This window comes from Nocardia sp. NPDC050712 (assembly GCF_040654295.1).
Taxonomy (GTDB): Bacteria; Actinomycetota; Actinomycetes; order Mycobacteriales; family Mycobacteriaceae; genus Nocardia.
This window is the reverse complement of record NZ_JBFAHT010000002.1, coordinates 30,850-49,422: the sequence shown is the minus strand read 5'-3', so window position 1 is coordinate 49,422 and position 18,573 is coordinate 30,850. Positions and strand designations below refer to the sequence as shown.

Here is an 18,573-nt window from a genome sequence, read left to right as displayed (position 1 = left end):
TCAGCGCAGGGTGTTGTTCACGTCGAGCAGGGCGGCGCGGCGGCGCTGTAGTTCGTCCAGTTGGGTGTCGATGCGCGCGAGCTGGTTGTCCAGGACCTGGACCGAGTGCGGGCAGGCTTGGATACCGGGTCCGTCGGCGGTGCACGGGAGCAGGGCGCGAATGGCCTCGGTGGGCAGGCCGGCGTCGAGGAGTTCGCGGATGCGGGCGACGCGGGTGACGGCGTCGGGCTGGTAGCAGCGGTAGTCGTTGGAGTCTCGCTCGGAGCTGAGCAGACCCTGCTGCTCGTAGTAGCGCAGCAGCCGGGGGTGCACTCCGGTGCGGTGCGACAGTTCTCCGATGCGCATCGGCGGGCGCTCCTTCCAGGGGTTGACCTTGACACTGATGTCATACGGCAACCTCGCGGCCATGACACGAATTCCCGCGCTCTCGGCCACCACCCACGGCACCGGTCCGGGCCTGCTGCTCGCGCACGGCGCCGGCGGCAGCATCGAGGGCAACTACGCACCGATCATCCCGGCCCTGGCCGCGGCGCACACCGTGGTCGCTCCCGACTACCCCGGTTCCGGCGAAACACCGCGCGCGACCGGCGAACTCACCGCCGACCTGCTCGCCGAGGGCATCGTCGAGGCAGCCGACCGGGCCGGCCTGGACACCTTCACGCTGATCGGCTATTCACTGGGCAGCCTGGTCGCGGTGCGGGTGGCCGCCCGCTGGCCGGAGCGGGTGCGCGGCCTGGTGCTGACGGCGGGCCTGGCCCGAGCCGACAACCGGGCCGAGGCCGCGCTGGACCTGTGGCAGCGCTACCTCGCCGCCGGTGATCTCGCGGGCTTCGCGCGCTTCGTCGCGCTGACGGGCTTCGGCGCGGACTTCTTCAACGGGGTGCCGCGCGAGCAGGTCGGCACGCTCCTCGACACGATTGCGGCGGGCGTGCCCGCCGGCACCTTCGAGCAGGCGGGCGCGGTCCGCACCGGCGACACCACCGCCGATCTGGCCGGGATCACGGTGCCCACCCTGGTCATCGCGACCACCCGGGACACGCTCGTCTCCCCCGCCAATTCCCGGTATCTGGCCGCGCGCATTCCCGGGGCGGAGTACGCCGAAATCGAGACCGGACACGTCCCGATGGCCGAGCGGCCGGAAGAATGGCAGAAGCTGATCACCGACTTCCTGGCCCGCCACGACCTCTAGCCCGACCGGGCGACCCGGAACCCCGTGTCCTCGATGCGCAGACTGGGGTGGCTGCGCCGGCGCACCGAGGCGCGGCAACTCCAGTGCTCGTCGAACCAGCCGCCGCCGCGCAGCACCCGGTAGGTGCCGTAGACCTCGGGATCGTAGTGATCCCAGCACCACTCCCAGACGTTGCCGAGCATGTCGTACAGGCCCCAGGCGTTGGGCAGCTTGCCGCCGACATCGTGCGGGCGCTCCCCGGAATTGTCTCGATACCAGGCGATTTCGTCGATGTCGCCGTAGCGGGGGCCGGTGCTGCCGGCCCGGCAGGCGTATTCCCATTCGGCTTCGGTCGGCAAGCGGTAGCCGTCGGCGGACCGGTCCCGGTCGACCTCGTCGCCGAGCAGGCGGTAGACCGGCCGGAACCCGGCTTCCAGCGAGCGCGCGTTACAGAACCGAACCGCGTCCAGCCAGGACACATTCGCCACCGGCAGACGTCCGCCCGCCACCGCGCCGGGCTCGTACAACCCCTGGGTGACCTGGCACGCGGACAGCTCGAACGCGGCCACCTCGACCGACCAGCTCCGCTGCGTCCGCCGATCCGAAAGCGTCACGGTGCCCGCGGCGAGCTGGACCATGTCGATGTCTGCGTGCACCGGGCCAGCCTAGGCGCCACCGTAAATTCGATTGAGCCGCCCGGCGGTGCGCCCCTACCCTCAGCCGATGACTACCCGACTGCTCAATGTCGTCGATGTCGAGGCGACCTGCTGGGACGGCAAGACGCCGCCCGGTGCTGTGAGCGAGATCATCGAAATCGGGCTCACCGTCGTCGATCTCGACGCGGGCGCACGACTTGCCAAGCACCGCATCCTGGTTCGGCCCGAGCGCTCCACCGTGAGCGAATTCTGCACGGAGCTCACCGGACTCACCCAGGCCGAGGTCGACACCGGTGTCTCCTTCGCCGAGGCCTGCCGCCTCCTGGCCACCGAACATCAGGCGAGCCTGCGCCCCTGGGCCAGCTGGGGCGATTACGACCGCAAACAGTTCCGCGCCCAATGCCAGGCGACCGGCACCGCCTACCCCTTCAACCATCGGCACACCAACGCCAAACTGCTCTTCTCCGAGGCCTACGAATTGAAACGCCGCCAAGGCATGTCCGGGGCGCTGGGCATCGCCGGTCTCCCGCTGGAGGGCAGGCATCACTGCGGAGCCGACGACGCCTGGAACATCGGCGCCCTCGTGCTGGATATCGCGGGCCGAAACGTCTGGCGCGCAACGACAACCGAGTGAGCGGCGATCAGGCGCGCGCCGGCGCCGTCTCGGCCGTTCTGATCGCGCGGACCAGCAGCGCCAGGGCGCTCACCCCGAGAACCGCCGCGACAGCGGGGAGCTGGAGCGCGCCAACGCCGGACAACGTCATGCCGCCGACGGCGCCGCCCAAGGCCACGCCGAGGTAGGTGCCGGAGGTGTTGAGGGCCAGGGCCTGCGGGGCGACCGGCCCGGCCAGCAGATAGAGGCGGGATTGGATCGCCGGGGAGTTCCAGAAGGCGACGCCGCCCTGGATGGTGCCGACCACCAGAATGACGAAAAACGGGATGGGGCGGGCGAATCCGAGCGCCCACAGGGCCAGCATGGTGGCGATGAAGAGCGCGATTCCGCACACCAGCGTGCGGTCCGCGCCCCAGCGGTCGGTGGCCGCGCCGCCGAGCCAGAGACAGACGATGCCCGCGACACCGGAGAGCGCGAAAGCCAGGGCGCGCTGGTCCACCGTCACCCGGCTGACCGCGGCGAGGAACGGCGCCTGGTAGGTGAGCATCATCATCGACCCGGTCATGAGCACACAGTTGGCCAGCAGGCCGAGCGAGACCGCCGGGTGCGCCAGGGCGCGCAACTGGTCCGCGATTCCCAGCGCTTCGGCGGCCCGGTCGTGCTCGCGCGGCAGGGTGATCAGCAGGAAGACCAAGGCGGCCGCGCCGGCCGCGGCCATCGCGAGAAAGGTTGCCTGCCAACCGTAGTGGCCGCCGATCCAGGTGCCGATCGGGACGCCGGCGGCGATCGAGCCCGTCACCCCGAGGGCGACGGTCGCCACATAGCGTCCGGTGCGCCCTTCGGGCGCGCGTTCGGCGGCGAAGGCGAAGAGCGCTGGGGTCGAGGCGGCCGCGGCGAGGGCCGCCAGCATGCGCCAGGCCACCAGGACGCCGAAGGAGGTGGTCGCCGCCGCCAGCAGGTTCGCGGCGATGAAGAGCGCGAGCGAGGCGGTGAACAGGCGCCGCCGCGACACCCGCGCCAGGGCGACTCCGGCGACGGGAGCGGCCAGGGCGACGGTCAGCGAGAAAACGGTCACCAGCTGACCGGCCTGGGCTTCGCCGACGCCGAGATCGCGGGCGATCTCCGGCAGTACGCCCGCGATCACATAGTCGTCGGTGTAGAAGACGAAAGCGGCTGCGAGCAAGGCCAATAGCCAAGCCGACACGACGAAACTCCTTCGCGCAGGACGGAATACCCGATGGTCTCGGGTGCGATGAGTGCGCTCGGTCAGGCCGAGAGCAGGGAATGCAGGTGTGCCCGAAGGGTGGTGCGGACTCGCTCGCGGTCGAGCGAACCGTGCGGCGTCACCGCGTCGATCGCCAGGCCGCCGATCACCGCGGCCAGCTGTTCGGCCCGCTCGACGGGATCCGGCACCGTGAGGACGCGCAGCGCCTCGGCGAGCACCGCCCGCATATCGGCCGCCATCTGTTCGGTGATCGGCCCGAAGATCGGCTGGACCCGCGCGGCGAGAATGAATTCCAGCAGCACGATCGACTCGACGCGGCGGTCCTCGTCCAGCGGCAGCAGTTCCTCCACCAGCGCCTGGAGCGCGTCGAGGGCGGGTTCGCCGGTCAGGCCGCGCAATGCCGCGGTCGGGTGCCGGGTGAGCCGCCGGCCCATGCGATCACCGACCTCGGTGGCGGCCGCCACCAGCAGGTCACGGTGATCGTCGAAGTAGTGCCGCACCGAGCCGATGTTCAATCCGGCTTCGACGGCGACCTTGCGCAGCGACAACCCGCTGAACCCTTCGGCCACCAGCAGGCGGAAAGCCGCGGCCACGACGTCACCGCGTCGTTGTTCCGCGTCGATCCGAGCTGGCATGAACCGAATGTATCACAGGCGTGATAAATAGCTAGGGGGCCGGTTCGATGAGCTGGAGGAGACCGAGGTGGCCGGCGATGAGGCGGGTGAGTACATCGGGGACGGCGGTCAGGACGTCGGTGGTCTGCTCGGGCCCGGAGCCGTAAGTGTGTGCGGCGACGGTGAATCCGATGCCATAGGAGGCCGAGGCGACCTCGTCCGGGGGCAGGTCCGACCAGCCCCACTTGGTGCCGAGCGCGCCGGGCAGCCAGGTGGTGCCCCAGTCCTGGACGGTGCCGTCGGCGGCGACCGTGCCCGGCGTGGCCATCCAGTCCAGGATCGGCGAATCCGGGTCCTGCTGACGCTTCTTGTTCAGGAAGTCGGCGACGTCGGCGGTGCTGGTCGTGCTGTACTGCCAGCCTTCTCTGGGATGTGTCGAGCGCAAACCGTATTCGGTGGCGACCGACTCGATCGCCTTCGGATATTTCGCGGCCATCACGTTCGCGGCGTTGTCGTCGGAGTAGCGGATCATGCGCTCGCCGAGCGCCCGGTCCTCAGCGGAGTGATCGCCGTGCCGCAGCGCGTAATCGACGATGTACAGCTTCGCCAGCGACAGCGCGCCCCGCTCCTGATGTTCGTTGTGGGTGCCCCAGGACACGTTCGGCACCGAGGTCCGCACCGAGATCGACGAGCGCGGTGGCACGGCGGCCGGGTCGAGCGGGTCCGCCCCCGCGGCGGGCAGGCCCACCAGTCCCGTCAGCGCCGCGGTCAACGCGGCTAGCCGCATCGGAAACCTCATTCGGTAACCTCCGTATCCGCTGGTCATCCCTACCGAACCAGCTTGCCGACCGGAACCCGGGACAGCCGGGAGGCGGCAGCCGACACGCGGGAGCGCGGAGTACACCCCCGCTGGTGTCGATACCCGGGCAAAACGGCGAGTCCGGGAGTGGGCCGGGCTACCCTGCGAGGGTCCGGTCCCCGATCTGAGGAGCCTGTGGTGGTCGACGTTCGCGGAAAATGGGGCGGTGCGTTCGGGCGGGTGTGGGGCGGCGGCTATGACGCCGTGGCCGAACGGGAAGCGCTGGCCCGGCCCGCCGGCCGGGCGCTGTGGGGCACGGATGTCGGGCTGTTCTACCGGAGTATGGAGTTTCTCGCCGAGTTGCCGGACGGGACCGCGGTGCTGGATGTGCCGTGCGGGGGCGGCGTCGCCTTGCGCGGCCTGCGAGCGGACCAGCGCGTGCGGTACGTGGCCTCCGACATCTCGGCGGCGATGCTGGAGCGGGCCCGCGCGCGAGCGACGCGGCAGGGGGTCATGGGAGTCGAGTACGTCGCGGCCGATATCGAGGCGATGCCGTTCGCGGACAACGAGTTCGACGTGTGTGTGAGCTACAACGGGCTGCACTGCCTGCCGCATCCCGCCGCGGCGCTGCGGGAGATCGCCCGCTGCCTGCGGCCCGGCGGCCGGCTGGTCGGCAGCTGCGTGGTGCGCCGGGCCGGGATGCGGTCGGAGGCATTCCAGGCGTTCGCCCGTCAGGTGGGGATGTTCGGGCAGAGCGGAAGCCGCGAGGACGTCGGGCGCTGGATTGCCGAGGCGGGCTTGGTCATCGAGCGCCTGGAATGCTCCGGGCCGATTCTGTACTTCGCCGCCGCGCGGCCCTAGCCCGCCTGGAACGCCGGGTCCAGGAAGCGGGGTTCCCGGTAGACACCGCTGTAGTCGGGATCGCCGGTTTCCTCCACCACCGCCATTCGCCCGACGAGCTCGAAGAACCGTTCCTCGACCGGGCGCAGCGCGGCGATCGTCGCCGCGAGCTCGCGATTCGCCTCGAATCGGGCGCCGTCCGGGCCGACGGTCAGCGTCGCCAGCCAGCCGCGCCAATCCGGCTCGCGCAGCGCACCGCTGGTCTCGGCCCAGAACAGGACGGTGGCCGGCGCGGTGCTGCACCGCCCGGCCGCGGCGAACATCAGCAATGCCGTGTACACGTTCGATTCGCAGAACCCGAAGTGCATCAGATATGCCTCCAGCGCACCGTCGCGGTACAGCACGATGTAGGTGAGATACGGGCTCTCACCGGCACAGTCGGCAAAGTACTCGCGTGGCGTGGCATCGGCTTCCGCCTGCGCCCAGTCCGCGGGTTTGCCATCCCAGTACCACCCGTCGAACATCGCCTCCGGATTGGCGATGACGCTCGGTTCCGGCACGGGCGTGTCGAGCCATTGCTCGAACTCGTTCCGGCTCATGGGAATTCGGGTGGCCAGCAGGAAGCTGTCCGACACAGCGGGCTCCTCGTCGCGCAGGCGCCGCCTGATCGCGGCACTCCCCGAAATCCTAGAATTGTCGGACCCATTGTCTACGGTCTATGAGCATGGCATTGAGTTGGAAGCTCGTAGTCGACAGCACGAACGCCCCCGTTCTCGCCGATTTCTGGGCCGCGGCCCTGGAGTACCGCGTGGAGGACCCGAGCGCCCTCATCGATCAGCTACTCGCCGCGGGTCACCTGCCGCCGCAAGCGGTGGTCGAGCACGACGGGCACAAGATCTTCCGCGGGCTGGCCGGCATCCGCCACCCCGAGGATCCGTTCGACGAGACCAGCGATGTCGGGCACGGGCGGCGGCTGCTGTTCCAGGATGTGCCCGAGCCCAAGGCCGGGAAGAATCGCCTGCACATCGACATCCACGCCGGTCCCGCCGGGCTGGACGCTTTGGTGGCCCGGCTGGAAAAGCTGGGCGCCACCCGGGTCCGCGAGGTCGATCAGGGCCCCGCCGGGCACTGGTGGGTCATGCGGGATCCCGAGGGCAACGAGTTCTGCGCCGCCTAGCGGCGCACCAGCGGCAGCGCCTCGAGCGCCGCGCCGAGGTCGCGCACGGCCGCGGGGTCGGTCAGCGACAGGCCGGTGAGTTCCTCGACGCGGCGCAGCCGGTAGCGCACGGAGTTCGCGTGCAGGTAGAGTCGCTCGCCGGTGGCGGCGGCGGATCCGCCTGCGCGGAACCAGGTTTCGAGTGTCTCCAGCAGCCTGGTTCGCTCCTCGTGCGGCAGGGCGAGCACCGCGCCGAGCCGCACCCGGACCAGCCGTTCGGCCTCGGCCGGGGCCGCCGCGACGAGCATGGCGAGCGGGTTGTCGTCGAAGCGCGCGACACCGGAGGCCCGGGCGCCGAGCCCCTTCAGCGCGAGCCGGGCGAAATGCAGCGCCTGCGGCGTCTCGGTCAGGGCGTCGTAGCTGGGGCTCACCCCGGCGCGGGCCCGGTGCTTGCGAATGATGCGGAAGGCCTGGGCTTCTCGGTGCTCCGGCAGCGAGAGCACACCGATCTGCTGATCGGGCAGCAAGCGCCAGGCCGAGATGATCTGCGCGCCGCGCAGCGCCGACTCGATGCCGGGCAGGGCGTCGCGCCCGGCCGCGGAGACGTCGGCGGCGACCACCACATAGCGTCCCGTGGCCGGCAGGCCCAGGATGCGCGTGGCCTCGCCGAGGGTGGCCGGGTCGGCGATCACACCGGTGAACAGCGCCTCCACCAGCACCGAACGCTCGTGCTCGCGCCGCAGCATCAGCTCCGAGCTCATCTCCCGGTAGGCGGTCGCCACCGCGACGGCGTAGGCCCCCGACAGCGCCCACACCTCCGCGGCCAGGTCGACCAGCACGGCGTCGGTGACCTCGGGGTGCCGCCGCGCCTCGGCGACCAGCTCCGACCACAGGAATTCGAACCCGATCCGGAAGGCGTGCAGGGTTTCGGCCAGCGGCACGCCCTGCTGGGCCCGTAGGCGGCCGGTTTCCTTCGGCGGTTCGGGATCCAGCGGCGCGTCGGAGGTGAAGTGCCGGACCATCAGGGTCAGGTTGCGTGTGCAGGAGGTGTGGATCGTCTCGAACGGTACCTGCGCCTCGTTGCGGTAGGTCTCGAGTTCGACGAGGAAGCGTTGCGCCAGGCGCAGACCCAGGTCGTCGATGCGCTCCAGCAGCACCTCGCTGATCGTCGTCGGCATCGCGGTTTGGGGCATTCACGCAGCTTACCGGCGGTGTGATTGTCGCTGGGAACAACGGTGCGCCGAGGCTGCTGTCCGCACGGCCATGGGATCGGCGTCACAACGGTGTGAGGATTTCGCCGTGCCCTCGCTGACCGTGAACCTGCTCCAATCCGCGCTGCACTACCCCGATCGGCCGGTGCTGCGCTTCGGCGCGAGCACGGTGACCTACGCCGACCTCGAAGAACGCACCGCCCGGGTCGCGGAGCTGCTGCGCTCGCGGGGTATCGCGGCCGGGGACCGGGTCGCGGTGATGCTGCCGAATGTGCCGGAATTCGTGATCCTGTACTACGGAATCCTGCGCGCCGGAGCCGTGGTGGTGCCGATGAATCCGCTGCTGAAATCCCGGGAAGTGGCCTACTACCTGGGAGATTCGGGCGCGGCGCTGTTGTTCGACTGGACAGACGGCCCCGGCGAGGGCGCCGCGGGCGCGGCCACGATCGGGACGCCCGTGCTCGATGCCCGCACGCTGACCGACCTGCTGGCGGACTGCCCGCCGTACCGGCAGGGCACCATCGTCGACGCCGGCGAACCGGCCGTGCTCCTCTACACCTCCGGCACCACCGGAACGCCCAAGGGCGCCACGCTGACCCACAGCGGCCTGGCGCACAATGCCGCGGTCTACTCCGCGAGCGTGCAGGACATGCGTTCCGACGACGTCGTCCTCGGTTGCCTGCCGCTGTTTCACACCTTCGGCCAGACCTGCGCCATGAACGCCGCGATCTGCCGCGGCGCCGCGTTGACCCTGCTCCCCCGCTTCGACCCCGAGGCGGTCTTCGCCGCGATCGCCCGGGACGTGGTCACCCTGTTCGCGGGCGTGCCCACCATGTATTCCGCACTGCTGCATCATCCCGGTGCCGCCACCGCGCAGGTGTCCTCGCTGCGGCGCTGCGTCTCGGGCGGGGCCGCGCTGCCGGTGGAGTTGCTGCACGCCTTCGAGAAGACCTTCGGCTGCGCCATTTTCGAGGGCTACGGGCTCTCGGAGACCAGCCCGGTCGTCACGTTCAACCACATCGGGCGCCCGCGCAAGCCCGGCTCGATCGGCACCCCGATCAAGGGCGTCGAGGTGCGACTCCTCGATCTGGTCGACGGGGTCGGGGAGATCGCCGTGCGCGGACCCAACGTGATGAAGGGCTATTGGCGCCGGCCCGAGGAGACCCGGGCGGCGATTCCGGACGGCTGGTTCCGCACCGGCGACCTCGCGCGCCGCGACGCGGACGGTTACTACTTCATCGTCGACCGGAAGAAGGACATGATCATTCGTGGTGGCTACAACGTCTACCCGCGGGAGATCGAGGAGGTGCTCTACGAACATCCCGATGTCATCCAGGCGGCGGTGGTCGGCGTCCCCGATCCCCATCTGGGCGAGGAGATCGCCGCGGCTCTCGTCCTGCGCGCGGGGTCGGCGACCAGTGCCGAGCAGGTGCGGTCCTTCGTCCGCGACCGGGTCGCCGCCTACAAATACCCGCGCCGGGTGTGGCTGCTGGACAGCCTGCCGACCGGGCCCACCGGCAAGATTCTCAAGCGCGCCATCACCCCACCGACAGGAGTCCCAGATGTTCACCTTCACCAGCAGTGACGGCACCGGCATCCACGTCCACGAGTGGCTGCCCGCCGCCGAGGTACGCGGCGTCGTCCAAATCGCGCACGGCATGGGCGAATACGCCGAGCGGTACGCCCATCTCGCCGAACGCCTCGCCGGCCTGGGCTACGCCGTCTACGCCAACGACCATCGCGGCCACGGCCACAGCATGGCCGGCGCCGCCGGTGATCTGGGCGAGAACGGGTGGAACCTGCTGGTCGAGGACATGGTGACGCTGACCGGCGAGCTGCGCTCGCGGCACCCCGGCGTGCCGGTCGTCCTGTTCGGCCACAGCCTCGGCTCGTTCGCCGTCCAGCAGTACCTGCTCGACCACTCCGACCTGGTCGACGCGGTGGTGCTGTGCGGAACGACCGCCGTGGACGGCCTCTTCGCCAACATCGCCGCCGCGGGCGGCGATCTGCTCGCGCTGTTCAACCGCGAGTTCGAGCCGACGCGCACCCCCGCCGACTGGCTCAGCCGCGACGAAGCCCAGGTCGACGCCTACCAGGAACACCCGTGGTGCGGCTTCGAACTCGACCCCGCCAACATGGGTCTGCTCGCCACCAACGCGAGCACCCGCCTGGCCGAACCGAAGAACATCCGCACCGACCTACCGCTGTACGTCATGGTCGGCGCGTCCGACCCCCTCAACGACGGCCTCCGCCTGAGCGACCTGCAGGTCCAGCGCTACCGCGACGCGGGCCTCACCGACATCACCTACCGCACCTACACCGGCGCCCGGCACGAGATCCTCAACGAAACCAACCGCGCGGAAGTCGAATCCGACCTGATCGCCTGGATCACCCGCTGAACGGCCGATCCCGGATCGATTACTCGCCGGTGGCGATCGAGGCGATCACGGCGTCGATGTAGGAGCGGAAAAGGCCTGACATGTCGGCGCTTTCGGGGTCGAGCAGCCATTGCAGTTGCAGGCCGTCCATCATCGCGAAGATCTGACGGGCCAGGGCGCGGGTGTCGGTGTCCGGGCGGATGGTGCCGTCGGTGATGCCGTGCGAAAGGGCCTGGGCCAGATCGGATTCCAGGACGCGATAGCGAGCGGTGGCCCAGGCGTTGGCGGGGTGGCCGGCGGTGACGGCCTCGCCGGTGACGACGGTGAAGAGCTGGACCAGGCCCGGGACGTGCGTGTTGTGCTCGACGAGGCGGGCCAGGCGGCGCAGGGCCTCGAGGCCGCGCGGCCGGTCGCTCCATTCCAGGCGCGCGGCGTCGATGCGGTCGCGGTATTCGAGCACGGCGGCCAGCAGCGCCGCCTTCGTCGGAAAGTGGTGCAGCAGACCGGGTTGCGAGAGGCCGCAGAGCGCGGCGATCTCGGCGATCGACGCGCCGTGGAAGCCGTTCTCGGCGAACGACTTCAAGGCCACGTCCAGGATGAGTTCGCGGCGCGCCTCGCCGCGGGGCCTGCTGCGCCGTTCCGCCATGGCTGCTCCTGTCCGATCGTCTGGGCCGAGACTAGTCCACCCATTTATCTCGAGTAGATAACATTACCGAGTGATCGCTCGGTTTGCACGGAATGCGCTGGCAGACTCGGCCCGGAACGCAGCGGTACCGGGAAGGACCCCCATGAGCGAGCACAGCACCGACATCGTCCCGAGCGGCTTGGATGGCGGATACGGCACCCTGGCCGCCTGGGAAGTGGTGCCGCCGCCGGGCGTGCCGCCGCGCGGGACCGCGGTGCTGGTACCCGGCTTCACCGGCTCCAAGGAAGACTTCGAGGCCCTGCTGCCGTTGCTCGCGGCGTCCGGCTACCGGGCCGTCGCCTACGACCAGCGGGGCCAGTGGCAGTCCGAGGGCCCCGACGAGATCGTGGGCTACGGCATGGACGATTTCACCGGCGACCTGCTGAAGGTCGTCGATCAGGTGGCCGGGGACGAGCCCGTCCACCTGGTCGGCCACTCGTTCGGCGGCTACGTCGGCCGGGTCGCGGTGGTCGCGCGGCCGGAGCGATTCCGCAGCTTCACCCTGCTGGCCTCGGGCCCGTCCTCGCTGGAGGACATCAACTTCCCGCCGCCCGGCCTGCTCGCGCAGGCCGTCGAGGCCGGCGGCCAGGAGTTCCTCTGGCAGCAGATGAGCACCGCCATGTTCGCCGCCGACACCGTGCCGGACCCGGAGCGGCTGAAGTTCCTGCACGACCGGATCCTGGCCACCGAGAAGGCCAACATTCTCGGCATCCTGCGGACGATGGAGACCCCGCCGCTCGCCGACCCCGCGCAACTGCGCGCCGCCGGGGTACCGCTGCTGGTGGCCTACGGCGACACCAACGATCTCTGGCCGCCGCGGGTGCACGAGCGGTTCGCCGAGCAGCTGGGCGCGCGCCGGGTGGTCTACCCGGGCGTGGGCCATCTGCCCAACGAGGACGTGCCCCAGCAGGTGTGCGACGACCTCGTGGCGTTCTGGTCCGCACCAGTAGCCTGAAATTTGCCAACCACCTCGAGATGGGACAGCGCCATGGACGACCGCATCGAAGAACTGCTCGCGAAACTCGATCTCCCCGGAAAACTGCGGCTGATCTCCGGGTCGGCGCTGTTCCGGATGGCGGGTGATCCGAGTCTCGGGCTCGCGGAGATGCCGGTCTCGGACGGCCCCTCCGGCGTGCGCGGCGAGCACTGGGACGAGCGCGATCCCTCGGTGAGCCTGCCCTCGGGCACCGCGGTCGCGGCGAGCTGGGATCCGGAACTGCTCAGCGAGATCGGCGCGCTCATCGCGCACGAGGCGCGGCGCAAGGGCGTCTACGCGGTGCTGGGCCCGACCATCAACCTGCACCGATCCCCGCTCGGCGGCAGGCATTTCGAATGCTTCTCCGAGGATCCCGTGCTGACCGCCGAGATGTCGGCCGCCTACGTGACCGCGGTGCAGGCGCACGGGGTCAGCGCGTGCCCGAAACACTACGTCGCCAACGATTCCGAGACCGACCGCTTCACCGTCGACGTGCGCGCCGACGACCGGACCCTGCGCGAGCTGTACCTGTACCCGTTCGAGCGCAGCGTGCGAGCAGGCGCGTGGATGATCATGGACGCCTACAACTCGGTCAACGGCGTCACCATGACCGAGAACGACCTGCTCGACGAACCACTCAAGGGCAGTTGGGGTTTCGACGGCGTCGTGGTGTCGGACTGGACCGCCGTGCGGTCCACCCCGGGCGCCGCCAAGGGCACCGATCTCGTGATGCCCGGCCCGCCGATGCTGTGGGGCGCGCCGCTGGAGGAGGCGGTGCACAAGGGCGAGGTGCCCGAATCCGCGATCGACGAGAAGGTCCGCCGGATTCTGCGTTTCGCGATGCGAGTCGGCGCACTGGACGGAACTCCCGCGCCCGCACCGGAATTCAGCGACGAGCAGGCCCAGGCCCTGGTGCGCCGCGCCGCCGCCGAGGGCATGGTGCTGGCGCACAACGACGGCGTGCTGCCGCTACGCCCGGACACCACGGTCGCCCTGCTCGGGCCGAACGCGGCACTGCCGCGCTTCATGGGCGGCGGCAGCGCCACCGTCATCCCGGCGCACACCACCACGCCCGTCGAGGGCCTGGCAGCCGTGCTGTCGGTGTCGCATACGCCCGGCGTCCGGCTGGAGGAGAAACTCATCCCGGCCCCGCTGGAGCTGATCACCGACCCCGAGACCGGCACCCCCGGGCTGAGCCTGCGCTATCTCGACGGCGACACCGTCATCGACACCCAGCACCGCACCGCGGGCAATCTCATGCTGTTCGGCGACCAGAAAGCCGCCGGTGCCGACGTCATCGAGATCCGGACCCGGTTGCGCGCGGACACCGCGGGCGAGTGGCAGCTCGGCGTCGGCACGCTCGGTCAGGCGCGGCTGGAGATCGACGGCGAGCAGGCGCTCGCCGAGGACATCACCTTCGAGGGCACGGACCCGGTCGGCGCGATCCTCTACCCGCCGCAGCGGTCGGTCACCCGCACACTGACGCAGGGGCAGGAGGTCGAGGTTCGCATCACCGTCGCCGCGCCGCCCGCGATTCCGGGGCTGGGCGTCATCCTCGGCCTCACCTTCGGCATCACCCGGCCGCAGCGTTCCGCGGACGAGGAATTCGCGGCCGCGGTCGAGCTGGCACGCACCGCGGACGTGGCGGTGATCGTGGTCGGCACCACCGAGCAGATCGAGTCCGAGGGCTTCGATCGCAAGGATCTGCGTCTGCCGGGCCGTCAGGACGAACTGGTCGCGGCCGTCGCCGCGGTGAATCCGCGCACCGTCGTCGTGGTCAATTCCGGTGCGCCCGTGGAACTGCCGTGGCGCGCGGACGTGGCCGCGGTGCTGCTGTCCTGGTTCCCCGGCCAGGAATTCGGCGCCGCCCTGGCCGACGTGCTCACCGGCGCGGCCGAACCCGGCGGCCGCCTGCCCACCACCTGGCCCGGGACCATCGCGGACGTGCCGGTCCTGAACACCACCCCCGACGCCGCGGGCACACTCCCCTACGCCGAGGGCATCCACATCGGCTACCGCGCGTGGCTGAAAGCGGGTGTGGCGCCGGCCTATCCGTTCGGCCACGGCCTGGGCTACACCACCTGGGAGCTGAGCGATCTCACCGTCTCCGGCCGGAGCGCGACCGTCACCGTCACCAACACCGGTGCGCGGGAGGGCAAGCAGGTGGTGCAGGCGTACCTGTCCCGGGCACAGAGCGCCGTGGATCGCCCGGTGCGCTGGCTCGCCGGATTCGCCGGTGTGACAGTCGAACCCGGCGCCTCCCGCACGGTCACCCTCGATCTCCCGGACCGGGCCTTCGAGCACTGGACCGACGCCGGCTGGGCCACCGAACCCGGTGCGTTCACCCTGCACGTCGGCACCTCGGTGACCGCGCTGCCCCTCACCACCGAGATCGGCTGAGCTACAGGGTGACCCGCTGCTCGACCGGCAGCCACATCTTGTCACTCGCTGCGACACCGAAGGTTTCGTAGAAGTCGGCGAGATTGCGCACCGTCTGGTTGCACCGGAATTCGGCCGGTGCGTGCGGGTCACTCGCCAGCTGGGCTTCCAGCGCCTTCGGGGTGGCCTTGGCCCGCCACAGGCGGCCCCAGGATTCGAAGACGGTGCGCAGGTTCGGCTCTCGCCCGGTGCGCTCGGCGGCCAGCCGGACCGCGGCCAGCGCGATTTGCAGGCCGTGCAGGTCGGCGAGGTTCTCACCGACGGTGAGCGCCCCGTTGACGTGCTGTCCGGCGGGCAGGCCCTCGGGCACGAGCGCGTTGTACTGCTCGACCAGCTGCGCGGTCTTGGCGTCGAACGCGGCGCGGTCCTGCGGGGTCCACCAGTCCCGCAGGTTCCCGTCACCGTCGTAGCGCGAACCCTGATCGTCGAAGCCGTGGCCGATCTCGTGGCCGATCACCGCGCCGCCGGCACCGTAGTTCACCGCCGGTTCGGCGTCCTTGTCGAAGAACGGCGGTTGCAGAATGGCGGCGGGGAAGACGATTTCGTTGGCGCTGGGGCTGTAGTAGGCGTTCACCGTCTGCGGCGGCAACTCCCACTCGGTCCGGTCGACCGGGTTGCCGAGGCGGTCGAACATCCGCCGGTTGCGGAAATCGATGGCGGCGCGCAGGGATTCGACGAGCTTGCCGCGGGTGATGGTCAAACCCGAGTAGTCCGGCCACTTGTCGGGGTAGCCGAGCTTGGGGGTGATCTTGTCGAGTTTCACGACGGCGGCGGCGCGGGTGGCCGGTGACATCCAGGCCGACTGCTCGAAGTCCGCCCGGTAGGCGGCCCGCAGGTCGGCCACCATGTCCTGCACGCGCTGCTTGGCCTCGGCTGGGAAATAGCTTGCCACGTAGATCTTTCCGAGCTGGTCCCCGGCGTAGTCGTTGACGGTGCCGAGTGCGGTCTTCCACCGCTCCGGCTGCTGCCGGGCGCCTTCCATCGCCGTGCCCCAGAAGTCGAAGGAGGCGGTGGCGATGTCGGTCTGCAGGTGTGCGGCGAAAGTGCGGACCAGGCCGAGGTTCAGGTAGTCACGCCAGGCGGCGAGATCGACGTCCTGCCACAGCTGTGCGGCGCCGGTGACGAACGACGGCTCGCGCACCACGACCTGATCGAACAGCTCGCGCGGCCGGTCGGTGCTGCCGGCCAGCCAGGGATCCCAGTCGAAACCCGGTGCGGTCCGCGCCATTTCGGCCCAGCTGGTCGGGTTGTAGGTGGCGTTCGGGTCGCGTTCGCGCACGTTGTCCCAGTACAGCGCGGCGATGCGGGTCTCCAGGTCCAGCACGCGGTGCGCGAGCGGGACGGGATCTGCGAAACCGGCGCCGGCCGCGATACGTTCGAGGAAGGTGCGGTAGGCGGCGAGCTTCTCCGCGGCCTCGGGCTTGCGGTAGTACTCCTCGTCCAAGCCGATCCCGGACTGGGAGATCGTGGCCACGGTGGCGGCGGAGTTCTTCGGGTCGGGGGCGACGGCCAGTCCGATCAGCCCGGCCATCGGCAGGCCGCCCATCACCCGGGCCAGGTCCGCTTTGGACTCGGCGCTGTCGACCCGCGCGAACAGATCAGCCAGCGGTGCCATGCCCTGCGCGTCGATGGCGCGGGTGTCCAGCACGGCGTCGTAGAGGTCGCGGACCTGCTGTGCCTCGGTACCCGGCTGCGGATCCCGGATATCGTCGATCAGGTCCCGCAGTTGTTTCTCGGTGCGATCGGAGACCTCGGCGAACGTCCCGAAGGAGACCTTGTCCGGCGGCAACCGGTACTCGGCGAGCCACTTGCCGTTGACGTACCGATACAGATCGTCCCGGGGCTCGATCCGCGAATCCGACCCCGTCATATCGGCCCCGGTCAGCCGGATCGCACCGGAACTCCGGTCACATCCGGCCAGCACGGGCAGCAGCCCCAGCGCGACCAGAAAACCGCGGCGGTCGAGATCGAACTTACGCCCGGACGTGCTCACAGAACTCCTTCGGCCGACGACAACGCACAGCGGGAACTGCCTCGAACGGCCGCCGACGTTACCGGCCCGCGCCGCCGAACCGGCGGACCGGGTGCGGCACGCCGCCCGTTTTCCCAGGTAGATCAGCAGTCGCGGGGATTCGGCGGGCAGACCGGCAGGAAGGGGGAATCGGGCAGGAAGCCGCGCAGGCCGGTGCGGGTGAACTGACCGGTGTCGTGGTCGGAGGCGTAGAGGTGGCCGAGGCCGATCGGGCCGGTGAGGGCGGTGACGATGAACCCGGCGCCGGCGTAGACGCGGCCGTCGGGCTGGGCGTCGATGTGGTACTTGCGGTCGACGAGGTCGAAGGTGCCCGAGGGTTCCCAGATGCCGGTGGCCGGGTAGTACTTGCCGTGCGTGGCGGATTTTCCGGTCGGCTCGAATTCGGTGCACAGGCCGACGGGTCCGCGATCGGATTTCAGGTAGGGCACCGGGCAGTGCAGGTCGCGGTCGCCGGGGATGCGGACGATGTCGACGATCGAGCGAGGTTGCGGGGTAAGGGTTTTCGGCCCCGCGAGCGCCCAGGCGGTAGCCAGGAACGCCGCGGTCAGTGCGAGAGTGCCGACCACGAGGCCGGCGGATCTGTCCGGGCCCGCCGCGCCCGCGGCCGCGGCGGCCAGGGCCGCGCAGGTCGGGTAGCGGGCGGCCGGGTCGGTGGCCGTCGCCCTGGTCACCACCTGGTGCAAGCGGGCGGGCAGCGGCCGGTTCGCGTCCACGCCGGGCAGCCGTCCGGTCAGCAGTTCGTGCAGGGTGACGCCGAGGGCGTACACGTCGGCGCGGCGGTCGGCCGCCTGTCCCGCGCGCTGCTCGGGCGCGGCGTAGGCGAGGGTGAGCGGGGACGGCCCCTGGGTCATCGTCGCGGACGGATCGGTGCTGCGGGCGATGCCGAAGTCACCCACCAGCACCCGATCGTCGCCGAGAAAGATATTGGCGGGCTTCACATCCCGATGCACGACGCCTTGCGCGTGCGCGTAGTCGAGCCCCGCGGCCACCGCGGTGACGATGCGCACCGCCGCCGCCGGATCGAGCCCGCGCGGGTGCCGCCGGATCAACCCCGCGGCGTCCCCATCCGGCATGTACCGCATGGACACCCACAGCACACCGTCCTCGTCACCCCGGTCGTAGACGTCCACGATGTTCGGATGGTCCAGCCGCGCAACGATATCGGCCTCCCGCTCGAACCGGGCCCGGAAGACCCGATCCGCACTGACCTTCGGATTGAGCACCTTCAGCGCCACGGTCCGCGGCAACCGCGGATGGCGCGCCCGATAGACCGTCCCCATCCCGCCCGAACCCAGCCGCGCACTGATCAGATATCCGGAAAACACCGTCCCCGCAACCAGTTCCGAAGCGGACATGACCAGACCTCCTGCGCCGCGGTCCCTCCATCATGGGCCCGAACGCAGGTGTGAGCACGCGGAAACGGTCCGGCGGCGCGCGGCCGGTCCTATTTACCGAGGGCGTCGGCGAGTTGCCCCTTGGTCATGGTGGAGCGGCCCTTGATGTTGCGCTGCTTGGCCTCGTTGTAGAGCTGGTCGCGGGTCAGGCCCTTGGGGCGGTTGGTCCCGGAACGCCGGCCGCCGCGCTGCTGCGGGGACATGTCGCGGATCGAGGAGCGGCTCGCCGTCTTGGACTCACCGGATTGGGCGCGGTTCTTGTTCACCGTGCGCGCGGCGATCTCCTCCGCGCGCTTCTCCCCGGTGCCGCGCTCCTCCTGCGACTCCTTGATGTGCTCGTACTGCCGCTCTCGCTTGTTGCTCCATGCTTTGGGCATAGGGTCACAC

General features: G+C 70.2%; 19 protein-coding genes. 8 read left to right on the top strand and 11 right to left on the bottom strand.

Going from position 1 to position 18,573, the window contains the following annotated elements:
- Entirely contained in the window at positions 1-345 is a 345-nt protein-coding gene (locus tag AB0H76_RS10645) for a MerR family transcriptional regulator (protein WP_357320694.1), read from the bottom strand.
- Positions 346-406: 61 nt separating this feature from the next.
- On the opposite strand from AB0H76_RS10645, the gene AB0H76_RS10640 reads away from it, so the two are divergent.
- Positions 407-1,189, top strand: a complete 783-nt coding sequence (locus tag AB0H76_RS10640; RefSeq protein ID WP_357320691.1) for an alpha/beta hydrolase — start codon at positions 407-409, stop codon at positions 1,187-1,189.
- Here AB0H76_RS10640 and AB0H76_RS10635 read toward each other — a convergent pair.
- The gene (locus AB0H76_RS10635; RefSeq protein ID WP_357326069.1) at positions 1,186-1,806 is read right to left on the bottom strand and encodes a formylglycine-generating enzyme family protein; all 621 of its coding nucleotides are present in this window, start codon (positions 1,804-1,806) and stop codon (positions 1,186-1,188) included. The genes AB0H76_RS10640 and AB0H76_RS10635 overlap by 4 nt on opposite strands.
- A gap of 85 nt (positions 1,807-1,891) precedes the next feature.
- Here AB0H76_RS10635 and AB0H76_RS10630 point away from each other — a divergent pair, with 85 nt between their 5' ends.
- Positions 1,892-2,458 carry a 3'-5' exonuclease gene (locus tag AB0H76_RS10630; protein WP_357320688.1) on the top strand — a complete coding sequence of 189 codons (567 nt, stop codon included), beginning with the start codon at positions 1,892-1,894 and terminating at the stop codon, positions 2,456-2,458.
- Between the two features lie 7 nt (positions 2,459-2,465).
- Here AB0H76_RS10630 and AB0H76_RS10625 read toward each other — a convergent pair whose 3' ends face one another.
- The 3 genes from AB0H76_RS10625 to AB0H76_RS10615 form a co-directional block, all read right to left on the bottom strand.
- Entirely contained in the window at positions 2,466-3,641 is a 1,176-nt protein-coding gene (locus AB0H76_RS10625; protein WP_357320685.1) for an MFS transporter, read from the bottom strand.
- Between the two features lie 62 nt (positions 3,642-3,703).
- Positions 3,704-4,297, bottom strand: coding sequence for a TetR family transcriptional regulator C-terminal domain-containing protein (locus AB0H76_RS10620; protein WP_357320682.1), 594 nt, complete (start codon positions 4,295-4,297; stop codon positions 3,704-3,706).
- Between the two features lie 31 nt (positions 4,298-4,328).
- A complete protein-coding gene (locus AB0H76_RS10615) occupies positions 4,329-5,075 on the bottom strand; it encodes a hypothetical protein (RefSeq protein WP_357320679.1) in 747 nt (248 codons plus the stop codon).
- A 198-nt stretch (positions 5,076-5,273) separates the two neighbouring features.
- On the opposite strand from AB0H76_RS10615, the gene AB0H76_RS10610 reads away from it, so the two are divergent.
- A complete protein-coding gene (locus AB0H76_RS10610) occupies positions 5,274-5,936 on the top strand; it encodes a class I SAM-dependent methyltransferase (RefSeq protein WP_357320676.1) in 663 nt (220 codons plus the stop codon).
- On the opposite strand, the gene AB0H76_RS10605 is transcribed toward AB0H76_RS10610, so the two are convergent.
- Positions 5,933-6,550 (bottom strand): hypothetical protein, encoded by a 618-nt coding sequence (locus tag AB0H76_RS10605; protein ID WP_357320673.1) that lies wholly within the window; start codon positions 6,548-6,550, stop codon positions 5,933-5,935. The genes AB0H76_RS10610 and AB0H76_RS10605 overlap by 4 nt on opposite strands.
- A gap of 89 nt (positions 6,551-6,639) precedes the next feature.
- Here AB0H76_RS10605 and AB0H76_RS10600 point away from each other — a divergent pair, with 89 nt between their 5' ends.
- Positions 6,640-7,092, top strand: coding sequence for a VOC family protein (locus AB0H76_RS10600; RefSeq protein WP_357320670.1), 453 nt, complete (start codon positions 6,640-6,642; stop codon positions 7,090-7,092).
- Here AB0H76_RS10600 and AB0H76_RS10595 read toward each other — a convergent pair.
- A complete protein-coding gene (locus tag AB0H76_RS10595) occupies positions 7,089-8,264 on the bottom strand; it encodes a helix-turn-helix domain-containing protein (RefSeq protein WP_357320667.1) in 1,176 nt (391 codons plus the stop codon). The genes AB0H76_RS10600 and AB0H76_RS10595 overlap by 4 nt on opposite strands.
- 106 nt (positions 8,265-8,370) lie before the next feature.
- Here AB0H76_RS10595 and AB0H76_RS10590 point away from each other — a divergent pair, with 106 nt between their 5' ends.
- Together AB0H76_RS10590 and AB0H76_RS10585 are read left to right on the top strand one after the other, a co-directional pair.
- Positions 8,371-9,867, top strand: a complete 1,497-nt coding sequence (locus AB0H76_RS10590) for a long-chain fatty acid--CoA ligase (RefSeq protein ID WP_357320664.1) — start codon at positions 8,371-8,373, stop codon at positions 9,865-9,867.
- Positions 9,845-10,681 carry a lysophospholipase gene (locus AB0H76_RS10585; protein WP_357320661.1) on the top strand — a complete coding sequence of 279 codons (837 nt, stop codon included), beginning with the start codon at positions 9,845-9,847 and terminating at the stop codon, positions 10,679-10,681. The genes AB0H76_RS10590 and AB0H76_RS10585 overlap by 23 nt, the downstream gene beginning before the upstream one ends.
- A gap of 19 nt (positions 10,682-10,700) precedes the next feature.
- On the opposite strand, the gene AB0H76_RS10580 is transcribed toward AB0H76_RS10585, so the two are convergent.
- Positions 10,701-11,306 carry a TetR/AcrR family transcriptional regulator gene (locus AB0H76_RS10580; RefSeq protein ID WP_357320658.1) on the bottom strand — a complete coding sequence of 202 codons (606 nt, stop codon included), beginning with the start codon at positions 11,304-11,306 and terminating at the stop codon, positions 10,701-10,703.
- Between the two features lie 142 nt (positions 11,307-11,448).
- Between AB0H76_RS10580 and AB0H76_RS10575 the strand changes: the two genes are divergently transcribed.
- A complete protein-coding gene (locus tag AB0H76_RS10575) occupies positions 11,449-12,300 on the top strand; it encodes an alpha/beta hydrolase (protein WP_357320656.1) in 852 nt (283 codons plus the stop codon).
- Between the two features lie 33 nt (positions 12,301-12,333).
- Entirely contained in the window at positions 12,334-14,721 is a 2,388-nt protein-coding gene (locus tag AB0H76_RS10570) for a glycoside hydrolase family 3 C-terminal domain-containing protein (RefSeq protein ID WP_357320654.1), read from the top strand.
- 1 nt (position 14,722) lies between these two features.
- Here the strand turns inward: AB0H76_RS10570 and AB0H76_RS10565 are convergent, their stop codons facing one another.
- From AB0H76_RS10565 to AB0H76_RS10555, 3 genes are all read right to left on the bottom strand, one after another.
- Complete coding sequence (locus AB0H76_RS10565; RefSeq protein ID WP_357320651.1) at positions 14,723-16,753, bottom strand: M13 family metallopeptidase; 2,031 nt, start codon at positions 16,751-16,753, stop codon at positions 14,723-14,725.
- 122 nt (positions 16,754-16,875) lie between these two features.
- Positions 16,876-18,147 carry a serine/threonine-protein kinase gene (locus tag AB0H76_RS10560; protein WP_357320649.1) on the bottom strand — a complete coding sequence of 424 codons (1,272 nt, stop codon included), beginning with the start codon at positions 18,145-18,147 and terminating at the stop codon, positions 16,876-16,878.
- An 89-nt stretch (positions 18,148-18,236) separates the two neighbouring features.
- The gene (locus AB0H76_RS10555) at positions 18,237-18,563 is read right to left on the bottom strand and encodes a plasmid stabilization protein (RefSeq protein ID WP_357320646.1); all 327 of its coding nucleotides are present in this window, start codon (positions 18,561-18,563) and stop codon (positions 18,237-18,239) included.
- Positions 18,564-18,573 lie beyond the last annotated feature (10 nt).

What these genes read in the sequence shown, in the direction of transcription:
- AB0H76_RS10560 (WP_357320649.1), bottom strand. Translation starts at nt 18,147, where the DNA reads ATGTCCGCTTCGGAACTGGTTGCGGGGACGGTGTTTTCCGGATATCTG.
- AB0H76_RS10645 (WP_357320694.1), bottom strand. Translation starts at nt 345, where the DNA reads ATGCGCATCGGAGAACTGTCGCACCGCACCGGAGTGCACCCCCGGCTG.
- AB0H76_RS10575 (WP_357320656.1), top strand. Translation starts at nt 11,449, where the DNA reads ATGAGCGAGCACAGCACCGACATCGTCCCGAGCGGCTTGGATGGCGGA.
- AB0H76_RS10630 (WP_357320688.1), top strand. Translation starts at nt 1,892, where the DNA reads ATGACTACCCGACTGCTCAATGTCGTCGATGTCGAGGCGACCTGCTGG.
- AB0H76_RS10635 (WP_357326069.1), bottom strand. Translation starts at nt 1,806, where the DNA reads ATGGTCCAGCTCGCCGCGGGCACCGTGACGCTTTCGGATCGGCGGACG.
- AB0H76_RS10595 (WP_357320667.1), bottom strand. Translation starts at nt 8,264, where the DNA reads ATGCCCCAAACCGCGATGCCGACGACGATCAGCGAGGTGCTGCTGGAG.
- AB0H76_RS10600 (WP_357320670.1), top strand. Translation starts at nt 6,640, where the DNA reads ATGGCATTGAGTTGGAAGCTCGTAGTCGACAGCACGAACGCCCCCGTT.
- AB0H76_RS10640 (WP_357320691.1), top strand. Translation starts at nt 407, where the DNA reads ATGACACGAATTCCCGCGCTCTCGGCCACCACCCACGGCACCGGTCCG.
- AB0H76_RS10620 (WP_357320682.1), bottom strand. Translation starts at nt 4,297, where the DNA reads ATGCCAGCTCGGATCGACGCGGAACAACGACGCGGTGACGTCGTGGCC.
- AB0H76_RS10585 (WP_357320661.1), top strand. Translation starts at nt 9,845, where the DNA reads ATGTTCACCTTCACCAGCAGTGACGGCACCGGCATCCACGTCCACGAG.
- AB0H76_RS10555 (WP_357320646.1), bottom strand. Translation starts at nt 18,563, where the DNA reads ATGCCCAAAGCATGGAGCAACAAGCGAGAGCGGCAGTACGAGCACATC.
- AB0H76_RS10580 (WP_357320658.1), bottom strand. Translation starts at nt 11,306, where the DNA reads ATGGCGGAACGGCGCAGCAGGCCCCGCGGCGAGGCGCGCCGCGAACTC.
- AB0H76_RS10570 (WP_357320654.1), top strand. Translation starts at nt 12,334, where the DNA reads ATGGACGACCGCATCGAAGAACTGCTCGCGAAACTCGATCTCCCCGGA.
- AB0H76_RS10615 (WP_357320679.1), bottom strand. Translation starts at nt 5,075, where the DNA reads ATGAGGTTTCCGATGCGGCTAGCCGCGTTGACCGCGGCGCTGACGGGA.